Annotated in this window: 7 protein-coding genes; 3 read left to right on the top strand and 4 right to left on the bottom strand. The window is 65.5% G+C overall.

The features are described 5' to 3' along the window. Positions 1 to 44: 44 nt before the first annotated feature. Positions 45 to 2,366 (top strand): 5-oxoprolinase subunit PxpB, encoded by a 2,322-nt coding sequence (pxpB, locus tag Q4C89_RS04310; protein ID WP_303101372.1) that lies wholly within the window; start codon positions 45 to 47, stop codon positions 2,364 to 2,366. Here pxpB and Q4C89_RS04305 read toward each other — a convergent pair. Continuing rightward, positions 2,357 to 3,247, bottom strand: coding sequence for a phosphatase domain-containing protein (locus Q4C89_RS04305; protein WP_303101371.1), 891 nt, complete (start codon positions 3,245 to 3,247; stop codon positions 2,357 to 2,359). The two genes, pxpB and Q4C89_RS04305, sit on opposite strands and share 10 nt — an antisense overlap. Positions 3,248 to 3,304: 57 nt before the next feature. Here Q4C89_RS04305 and thrC point away from each other — a divergent pair, with 57 nt between their 5' ends. Continuing rightward, positions 3,305 to 4,732, top strand: coding sequence for a threonine synthase (thrC, locus tag Q4C89_RS04300; RefSeq protein WP_303101370.1), 1,428 nt, complete (start codon positions 3,305 to 3,307; stop codon positions 4,730 to 4,732). A 70-nt stretch (positions 4,733 to 4,802) separates the two neighbouring features. Here the strand turns inward: thrC and Q4C89_RS04295 are convergent, their stop codons facing one another. The 3 genes from Q4C89_RS04295 to ablA form a co-directional block, all read right to left on the bottom strand. Continuing rightward, positions 4,803 to 6,386, bottom strand: a complete 1,584-nt coding sequence (locus Q4C89_RS04295; protein ID WP_303101369.1) for an L-glutamate gamma-semialdehyde dehydrogenase — start codon at positions 6,384 to 6,386, stop codon at positions 4,803 to 4,805. 142 nt (positions 6,387 to 6,528) lie between these two features. Continuing rightward, on the bottom strand, positions 6,529 to 7,893 hold the full coding sequence (locus tag Q4C89_RS04290; RefSeq protein ID WP_303101368.1) for an acetyl ornithine aminotransferase family protein: 1,365 nt from the start codon (positions 7,891 to 7,893) through the stop codon (positions 6,529 to 6,531). A gap of 143 nt (positions 7,894 to 8,036) precedes the next feature. After that, positions 8,037 to 9,461, bottom strand: a complete 1,425-nt coding sequence (ablA, locus tag Q4C89_RS04285; RefSeq protein ID WP_303101367.1) for a lysine 2,3-aminomutase — start codon at positions 9,459 to 9,461, stop codon at positions 8,037 to 8,039. Positions 9,462 to 9,687: 226 nt separating this feature from the next. Here ablA and hpaI point away from each other — a divergent pair. After that, positions 9,688 to 10,460, top strand: a 773-nt coding sequence (gene hpaI, locus Q4C89_RS04280) for a 4-hydroxy-2-oxoheptanedioate aldolase (RefSeq protein ID WP_303101366.1), incomplete at its 3' end; no start/stop codon positions are given.

Below are 10,460 nucleotides of genomic sequence, written 5' to 3'. Positions count from 1 at the left end.
GTTTCGCTATGGCGCGGCGCGGGGTGAGGTAGCTTGTGCCGCGCATGTCCACCACCAAGCCCCTCACCATAGACCTGAACGCCGATGCGGGCGAATCTTTCGGCAACTGGACGCTGGGCCACGACTCGGCGCTGTTTCCGCTGCTGACCAGCGTGAATCTGGCCCTCGGCTTTCACGCGGGCGACCCGATGACCCTCCACGGCGCGGTGCGGCTGGCGCAGGAGCATGGGCTGGGCATCGGGGCGCACCCCGGCTACCCCGACCTCGCAGGCTTTGGACGCCGGGCGATGGCGCTCAGCCCGCAGGAAATTCATGCCAGCGTGGTGTATCAGATTGGGGCGCTCTCGGCTTTCCTGACGCTGGAAGGAGCCGAATTGCAGCACGTCAAAGCGCACGGGGCGCTGTATATGCGCGTGCATGAAGACCGAGCGGCCGGGGAAGCCTTTTGCGAGGCGCTGGCGCGACTGGTGCCGCAGGCGCACCTGATGGTGCTGGCGGGCGCGGCAGGCGAGGAACTGGCCCACACCGCCGCCGCGCATGGCCTGAGCGTGCGCCGCGAAGCGTTTCCGGAGCGGGCCTACACCGCCGACGGACGCCTCGCCTCCCGCTCGCTGCCGGGCAGCAGCATTCACGACCCCGCCGAGGCTGCCCGCCGCGCCGTGCAGATGGCGCAGGGCTGGGTGCAGACGCTGGAAGGCGAGCGGCTGGAGATGCGGGTGGATACCCTCTGCATTCACGGCGACAACCCCCAGGCGGTGAGCATCGCCCAGCACATCGGCGCGGCGCTGGCAGAGCAGGGGCTGCGGCTGGCCCCCCTGGGCAAGCGGACGCCTACTGGACAGGTTGCCCCGCCTACGCACCACGTCGCCGCGCTGTACCACCGTCCCGAGAGCGAAGCCGAACAACTGACGCTCCCGCGACTGGCCGAGGCGCTGCTCGCGTCCGGGCTGCCGGGACTGCGTGACGTGGTTCCGGCGTACAAGTCGCTGTATGTCGAGTACGACCCGGCCCAACTCGGCGCGGAGAAACTGCGCGGGTGGCTGGCCCAGGCCGAAGTGCAGGACGCGGATACCGGGCGACAGGTCGAGATTCCGGTGTGCTACGACGGCGAAGACTTGCCCGAAATAGCCGAGCGCACTGGCCTGAGCGCCGCCGAAGTCGCCCGCCTGCACGCCGAGCCGACCTACCGGGTGCGGGCGCTGGGCTTCGTCGCGGGTTTTCCCTTCATGGAAACGACGCCGGGGCCGCTGCAACTGCCGCGCCGGGCCACCCCCCGCCCCGCCGTGCCGCCGCACTCGCTGGCGATGGCGGGTGCCCAGACCGGCATCTATCCGGCGGCGGCCCCCGGCGGCTGGAACCTGCTGGGGCGCACGCTGACGGCGGTGTACGACCCGCACCGCGCCGACCCCTTTTTGGTGCGGCCCGGTGACGAAGTGCGCTTCGTGGCGCAGCACGGCGGCGACCCGCTGCCCGCGCCCACGCCCCGGCTGCTGTGGCCTGCCGAGCCAGGGTTTCCGGCGCTGCGCGTGCGCAAACCCGGCATCATGGGCCTGCTGATGGACGGCGGGCGTCTGGGCCAGGGCCGCTTCGGGCTGGTGCGCTCCGGTGTGCTGGACGCGCAGGCCGCCACCATCGCCAACGACCTGCTGGGCAACGCGCCAGGCAGCGCCGTGCTGGAACTGCACCTGACCGGGCCGACGCTGGAGGTGCTGGGAGCCGGGGCCATCGCCTGCACGGGGCTGGGGTTGCAGGCACAGGTCAACGGCGAAGCCCTGCCGCCCTACAGTTCGCGGCAGGTACAGCCGGGTGACGTGATTTCCTTCGTGCCGGACGGCCAGGGCCGGGTCAGCTATCTGGCGGTGTCGGGCGGCTTCGAGGTCAGCCCCTTTCTGGGCAGCGCCAGCACCGACGTCAGGGCGCGGCTGGGACGGCCCCTGCAAGCGGGTGACGTGCTGGGCTATGCGGCGCGGCCTGCTCCGCAGCATGTGGCGCGGCAATTCGTGCCGTACTGGGTCACGCAGCGCCCGGCCCTCACGCGGCTGCGGCTGCTTCCGGTGGCAGACGGGGAAACCATTCCCGACGAAGCCCTGGACGCCCTGTGCGCCGAGCCGTTTCAACTCGTTGACCTCGACCGCATGGCGGCGAGACTGGCGGGTCATGCCGTGCCGGGGGGCGAAATCACCTCCGAGGCCGCGCCCATCGGCACGGTGCAGGTGCCGCCCAGCGGCGTGCCGCTGATTTTGCTCAACGACAAGGGCACCTTGGGCGGATATAGTCGCCCGGCCCGCGTGCATCCCGACGACCTGCCGCATCTGGTGCAACTCCTGGCGGGCAGGCAGATTCAGTTCGTGCCGGGTCAGGGCTGAGAAGCCACCCCAGGCAACCAACCCCACGCCACGCCCAGACTGTCCAGCAAGCGCCCCACCTCGGCGTGGCGTTCCCCTGGCCCAATGTCACGAATGAGAATGCGCTCGGTGCGCCCCGGCCAGCGCCGCACGAAGGCCGCGTAGGTTTCCGGGTCGGCTTCGCCGCTGTCGCCTATCAGGGTGAAAGTCGCCGCATTTTGGCTGGCGAGCGCGTCCAGTGCCCGCGCCTTATGCGCCGTGGTCGCCACCCGAGGCCAATCACGCAGCAGCAGAGGCCCCGGCGGAAAAGCGTGGGCGGCGAGCAGTTGCCGCAGCGAGGCGTCCAAACCATCGGGACTGCCGCTGAGGTAGACCACTGGCCCCCGCGCCGCCTGCTGCTGCAACAGGGACGGTAGGTCGGCAAAAATCGGACGGGTCAGGGCATTCTGGCGCAGTGTCCGTGTCAGGCCACCACTTCTGACCCCTGTGACAATCACTGTGTCGTCCAGGTCAGTCACGGTCAGGTGCCGCGCCGCGCTCAGGTTCCAGTCGGGTGCGGTCTGTGCAGATGCACCGGACACCTCGACCCGCACCGCTCCGGCCCCGGCAGGCAGCGGGCAGTGGGCGCGGCCCCGGTCGTCGGTCTGCACCTTCACCGGGTCGCCCAACTGCGGCACGCAGCGCACCCCCGCGCCCGCCACCGGGTTGGGCAGCAGTTGCGAGAGCTGACGCAGGGCATTGAGCAGCCCCCCGTCGCCCGCCCGCACCGGCCACTGGCCCAGCGGGTCGTCCTCGGTCACGCGCACGGCGACCTGCCCCGGCTGCGGCTGGTCGAGCAGCGTGACCTGGGTGGCCTGGGCCGGGAGCGAACAGGCAAGCAGCAGCAGTGAACGGCGCAGCACGGCAGGCAGGATAGCTGACCCGGCCCCAGCCGCGCGGCAGGCGGGTACAGTAACCCCATGAAGTACGTTTCGACGCGCAGTGGACAGAGTCTCGGTGAGTTTTCGGACGTTCTGCTTTCGGGTCTGGCCCCCGATGGTGGGCTGGCGATGCCCGAACACATCCCGACCTTCAGCCCCGCCGAACTCGAAGCCCTGCGCGGCCTGAGCTATCCCGACCTCGCCTACGCGGTCATGCGCCCTTTCATCAGCGACATTCCAGAAGCCGACCTGCGGGCGCTGCTGCGGGCCACCTACACCGCCGAAGCCTTCGGCAGCCCTGACATCGCGCCGCTGACGCCATTAGGCGAGTCGGGGCTGTATCTGCTTGAACTGTCCAACGGCCCCAGCTTGGCGTTCAAGGACATGGCGATGCAGTTTCTGGGCCAAGCCTTCGAGTACGTGCTGGAAAAACGCGACCAGCGCGTCAACATTCTCGGCGCGACCTCGGGCGACACGGGCAGCGCCGCCGAATACGCGATGCTCGGCAAGGCGCGGGTCAACGTGTTCATGCTCTCGCCGCATGGTCGCATGAGTGCCTTTCAGCAGGCGCAGATGTACGGCCTCAACGAACCCAACATCTTCAATATCGCCATCGAGGGCGTGTTCGACGACTGTCAAGACCTGGTCAAAGAAGTCAACGCCGACGCCGAATTCAAGGCCCGCTATGACATAGGCGCGGTCAACAGCATCAACTGGGCGCGGGTGCTGGCGCAGGCGGTCTACTACTTCAAGGCCTACTTCGCGCTGAACCTGCCCGCCGGGGCCGAGGCCGATTTCAGCGTGCCCAGCGGCAATTTCGGGAACGTGTTCGCCGGATACCTCGCCCGCAGCATGGGCCTGCCCGTGGGCCGCCTGATTGTGGCAAGCAACGAAAACGACGTGCTCCACGAGTTCTTTACCACCGGGAACTACCACGTGCGCCCCGCCGCCCAGGTCGCCAAGACCAGCAGCCCCAGCATGGACATCGGCAAGGCCAGCAATTTCGAGCGCTACCTGTACCTCGTCGCCGGGCGCGACGCCGTGCAGACCGCCGGGTGGTGGCAGGAAGTGGGCGAGGGTCGCCCGGTCAGGTTGCACGGCACGGCCCACTGGGACGCCGTGCAGGGCAGCGGTTTCGCGGCGGGCCGCAGCACCCACGCCGACCGCCTCGCCACCATTCGCCGGGTAGACGAGCAGTTTGGACGCCTGATCGACCCCCACACCGCCGACGGCGTGCTGGTGGGCGAGCAGTTTCAGCGCCCCGGCGTGCCGATGGTGTGCCTGGAAACGGCCCTGCCCGCCAAATTCGAGGAAACGGTACAGGAAGCGGTGGGTCGCCTCCCCGAACGCCCCGAACGCTTCCACGACATCGAAAAGGGCGAACGCTTCTGCGAGGTCATGCCCAACGACGTGCAGGCCCTCAAGGCGTACATCGCCGCCAAACTGGACGAGCGGGGAGAGCAGTAAACTCCGCCCCCACCGCTCCTTTTGCCTCTCCTCTCCCGGACGGGGGGCGGCACCTTTCAATAGTTCTGGTTCAATATTTCTGCGCCACCGTCTTGGTCTGGAGGAACCAGAACAGGTAGTCAGGGCCGCCGACTTTGGCGTTGGTGCCGCTCATGCCGTAGCCACCGAAGGCGTGGGTGCCGCTGAGTGCGCCCGTGCATTTGCGGTTGAGATACAGGTTGCCCACATGCATCAGGCGGCGAGCCTCCGCCAGTTTGTGGGGGTCGCGGGAGTAAAAGGCGGCGGTCAGGCCGTACTCGGAGTCGTTGGCGAGGTCAATGGCTTCGCGCCAGTCCTGAGCTTTGGCAAAGGCCAGCACGGGGCCAAAGATTTCTTCCTGAAACAGTGGGTCTTTGGCGTCTACATCGGCAAAAATGGTGGGCTGAATGTAGTTTTCCTGCGCTGCGCCGCTGCCGTCTACCTGCACTTCGCCGCCGCCCGTGACCAGACGGGCCGTCTTCTTGCCGTTTTCAATGTACTCGCGGATGCGTTTCGCGCTGCCCGCGTGAATCACGGGGCCAACAGCGGCATTGTGTTCGGGGAGACCGAGTTGGAGACTTTCGGTCAGCGTCTTGACCTTCTCCAGCAGCTCGTCATAGATGCTGGCCTCGGCAATCACGCGGCTGCACGCCGAGCATTTTTGCCCGCTGTAGCCGTAGGTCGCTGCCACGATGCCCGCCGCCGCCGCGTCCAGGTCGGCATCGGCGCAGACCACGGTGGGGTCTTTGCCACCCATTTCGGCGATGACGCGCTTGAGCCAACGCTGCCCTTTTTGTACTTTGGCGGCGCGTTCGTAGATGCGGCACCCGATTTCGCGGCTCCCCGTGAAAGCCACCATGCGAATGTCCTTGTGGTCCACCAGCGGGTCGCCCAGCACGTCGTCCGCGCCCGTGAGGAACTGAATGGTGTCTCTGGGCAGGCCCGCTTCCAGCAGAATCTGAATGAGCAGCCACGACGAAAGCGGCGTTTCGGAGGCAGGTTTCCAGACCACGGTATTGCCCGCCGCCAGTGCGCCGAGGCTCATGCCCAGCGGAATCGCGGAGGGGTAATTCCACGGGCTGATGACTGCGACCACGCCCAGCGGTTCGTAGACGGTAGTGACATGCTCGTCGGGCATGGGCGACACGGGTTTGCCCTCGGCCCATTTCAGCGTTTCGCGGGCAAAGACTTCGAAATGGTCCACGCACTCGGCGATTTCGCCGTCGGCTTCGGCCCAGTTCTTGCCGTTTTCCAGACTCATCACGGCGTTCAGTTCCATGCGGCGCTCACGCACCAGTTGCGCGGCCCGCAGGAAAATGCTGGCGCGTTGCAGCGGGTCGGAAAAACGCCAACTTTCAAAGGCTTTGGCAGCGGCGCTGACGGCTTCTTCCAATTGCGCGGCGGTGGCTTTCTGGAATGTCCACAGCGTTTCGGCGGTGGCGGGGTTGGACACGGTGAACGTGCCTTCGCCCTGCACCTTTTTACCGTCAATCAACAGCGGAAAAGTCTTGCCCGCGTAGGCCCGCGCTTTAGCGTAGGCGGCTTTCTGGGCCTCAGCCACGGCGGGGTCGGCGTAGTTGAAATAGGGTTCGTGCTGGAAGGGGAGGAGGCCGTGGAGGAGGGTGGAATGGGTCATGGGTACCTCAGTAGGGTGCGAATGGCGGAGGAAAAACCCCTCACCCCTGCCATTCGGCAGGCCCTCTCCCCTGGGTAGAGGGTCGTTGTATCACCCTCTCCTGGGGGAGAGGGCCTTGCGAAGCAAGGGGGTGAGGGGTCTCTTACTTCATCGCTTCAAAGCTGCGCCGCATAATCTCCAGCCCCGTCTGCGCCTCTTCTTTGGTCAGAATCAGCGGCGGGCTGATGCGGATGACGGCTTCGCCGCAGTCCAGATTCAGCAGACCTTTGTTGAACATATCCATGCTGGCGCGGTCGCGCAGTTCACCATCGGGGCTGCCGTCGGGTTTGACAAACTCAATGCCGATGAACAGCCCCTCGCCGCGCACGTCCCCGATGAAGGGGAAGTCCTGCTGCATCTTTTTCAGTTCGCCTAGGATGTAGCCGCCCACTTCGGAGGCGTTCGCCATCAGGCTTTCGCCGCAGCCTTCGTGCCCCACTTTGCCTTCCAACAGGTCGAGGGTGGCGTGCGAGGCCGCCGCCGCGACGGGGTTGCCGCCGTAGGTGCTGCCGTGCGACCCCACAGGCCAGGTCATCACGCTTTCTTTGGCGAGAATCGCGCCCAGCGGCATCCCCGACGCAATTCCTTTGGCGCTGGTGATGATGTCGGGCTGCACATCAAAATGTTGGAAGCTGAACATCTTACCTGTGCGGCCCATGCCCGCCTGCACTTCATCAAAAATCAGCATGATGCCGTGCTTGTCGCAGAGGGCACGCAGTTTGGGCAGGAAATCGGCGGGGGGCACGATGTAGCCGCCCTCGCCCTGCATGGGTTCGACGATGATGGCGGCGACCTCATCGGCGGGGATGATGCCCACGAACAGGCTTTCGATGTGGTCAATGACGGCCTGACCGCAGGTTTCGGCGGTGCTGCCCAGTGGCGGGCGGAAGGGGTTGGGGTAGGGAACATGCGAGACAGCAGGCAGCAAGGGGCCGAAGCCGCGCTTGTACTTGGTTTTGCTGCCCGTCAGCGTAATGGCGCCGTAGGTGCGCCCGTGGAAGCTGCCCATCGTGGAAATGATGTGCGTGCGCCCCGTGTGGTTGCGGGCCAGCTTGACCGCGCCTTCCACCGCTTCGGCTCCCGAGTTGGTAAAGAACACGCGCCATTTTTCGCCGTCACGTTCCACATGCTTGACCAGGCGCTCGGCCAGGCTGGTGGTGATTTCTTGCGGGTAGTCCGTCAGGCAGACGTGGGTAAACTTTTCGATCTGCTTTTGCACCGCCTGCACGACATGCGGGTGGGCGTGGCCCGTGGTGGACACCGCAATGCCCGCGAAGAAGTCCAGCATGGTGTTGCCGTCCACATCGGTCAGCCACACGCCTTCGCCGTGGTCGGGCACGAAGGGGTAAGGGCGCATGTAGGAGGTGGACAGGTGCTGCTTGTCGCGGGCGATGATGTCGGCGGATTTGGGGCCAGGGAGAGCGGTTTTAAGTTCAGGTTGGCGGGGTTTGGTCTGGGTGGCGGTCATGCGTTTCTCCTTTAGGCAGGGGCTTGAGCGGGTTAACCCCTCCGCCCCTACGGGGCACCTCCCCTCAAAGGGAGGCAAACTGCATCTTTTTCTCGCTCCCTTTGAGGGGAGCTGGCAGCGAAGCTGACTGAGGGGTTATTCGCTCAATCTCCGCTATGCACTGGAATAGGCGCATTGCTCTTGCCGTCCGGCGCGGTTTCACTGACGCTGCTTGCGCCAATCCCGTGCGCGGCCCATTTGTCTTCGCGGCTGTTCAGGCGGTGCTGAATTGCGCCTTCGCGCTGGCGGCTCTCGCTGAACTCCTTCGGCTCGATGCTGATGCGTTCGCCTTCCATCAGGCCGTAAATGCCGCTCTGACCGGGTTCGCGGCGCTTCCAGTCTTCGGGAATCGCCATGTCGGGGCCAGTGTAATCGGTGGGTTCGGAGTAGGCGGCAATGTAGCCCTCGAAGTTGCGGAGAATCAGTTTTTCGGGGCTGTGGCTCAGCACATAGTTGGGCGCGACGGGAATCTTGCCGCCGCCGCCCGGGGCGTCCACCACGTAGGTCGGCACCGAGTAGCCGCTGGTGTGCCCGCGCAGGCTTTCCATGATTTCCAGCCCCTTGGACACGGTGGTGCGGAGGTGGCCCGCGCCGTGAACGAGGTCGCACTGGTAGATGTAGTAGGGGCGCACGCGGATTTTGACGAGTTCGCGCACCAGCTTTTGCATGATGACGGGGTGGTCGTTCACGCCGCGCAGCAGCACGCTCTGGTTGCCCAGCGGCACGCCCGCACGCGACAGGCGGTCACAGGCTTCGGCCACTTCGGGGGTGATTTCCTTGGGGTGGTTGACATGAATGTTCATCCAGACGGGATGATGTTCCGCCAGCGTGTCGCATAGCTCTTGAGTCACGCGCATGGGCATGAACACGGGCACGCGGGTGCCGATTCGCACGATTTCGATGTGGGGAATCTTGCGAAGTTCCGCCAGCAGGCCGCCCAGCACTTTGGGCGCAAGCGTCAGTGGGTCGCCGCCCGAAAGCAGCACGTCGCGCACCTGGGGCGTGTTCCGCAGGTAGTCCAGTTGCAGCTTGTACTCGTCGGGCTTGAACGTCTCGGTGGGGTCGCCCACGATGCGCGAGCGGGTGCAGTAGCGGCAGTAGCTGGCGCACTGCGTCGTGACCAGCATCAGCACGCGGTCAGGGTAGCGGTGAACCAGCCCCGGCACGGGCGAGTGCTTATCTTCCGCCAGCGAGTCCTCCATCATGGAGGTAAACGGCTGCAACTCCTCCTCGGTGGGAATCACCTGACGGCGCACCGGGCAGGTGGGATCGTCCCGATCCATCAGGGAGGCGAAATACGGCGTGATGTCCAGACGGAAAATGCCCTCGGCGCTGGCCCCCTTGCGCTCGGACTCGGTGAGCGTCAGGACTTCTTCGAGTTCCTGCACGGAGTTGATGCGGTTTTTGAGTTGCCATTTCCAGTCGTACCACTGCTCGTCGGGCACGTCTTTCCACTTGTCGGCGCGGTGGCCTCGCGGCAGCATCTGCTGGGCGCGGACGGTGGACTGGGGGTGGACGGGATGGGTCATGAAAACCTCCGGCGAGCCACGAAAAACTGGCCCGACAACGAGAAACGGGGAGAAATTTAAGAATTGCTTGTTTGCAATTGTAAAGAATAAAGTGGCATTTGAAAAGTCAAATCTGAGGCCATTTGTCCCACTTTTGTCTGGCGATTGACAGCGAATGATGCCCGGTCACTGTCAGTTGACAGGGCAGGCAATCCGGGGGCAGGGTCGTGTGTCTATGCTGAGCGGCATGACCCCCAATCTGCACAACCCTTTCAAAGCCGCCCTCGCCGCCCGACAACCCCAAATCGGGCTGTGGCTGGGGCTGGCCGACAGCTACGCCGCCGAACTCTGCGCGGGGGCGGGCTTCGACTGGCTTTTGATAGACGGCGAACATGCCCCCAACGACGTGCGCAGCACGCTGAGGATTTTGCAGGCGCTGGCGGCCTATCCCGTCTCGCCCGTGGTGCGCCCGCCCGTGGGGGAAACACACCACATCAAGCAATACTTGGATTTGGGCGCACAGAACCTGCTGATTCCGATGATCGACACCGCAGAGCAGGCGCGGGCGATGGTGGCGGCGACCCGGTATCCGCCTGCCGGGGTGCGCGGCGTGGGAAGTGCACTGGCACGGGCCTCGCGCTGGAACGGCATCCCCGATTACCTGCACCGTGCGAACGACCAGATTTGTCTGCTGGTGCAGGCCGAAACCAAGCTGGCACTGGAAAACCTGGACGAGATTCTGGCGGTAGACGGCGTGGACGGCGTGTTTATCGGCCCCGCCGACCTCAGCGCCAGCCTGGGGCATCTCGGGAATCCGGGGCATCCCGAAGTGGTCGCCGCGATTGAAGGAGCCATGGGCAAAATCGTGGCGGCGGGCAAAGCGGCGGGGATTTTGAGTGCCGACGAAAAACTGTCGCGGCGGTATCTGGACCTCGGCGCGACCTTCGTGGCGGTGGGCGTGGACACGACGCTGCTGGCGCGGGGAGCGCGGGCACTGGCGGGAGCGTTCAAGGACGTGAA

Source organism: Deinococcus sp., assembly GCF_030523985.1.
In the GTDB taxonomy this organism is placed as follows: domain Bacteria; phylum Deinococcota; class Deinococci; order Deinococcales; family Deinococcaceae; genus Deinococcus.
This window is presented reverse-complemented; position numbering and strand designations above follow the sequence as displayed.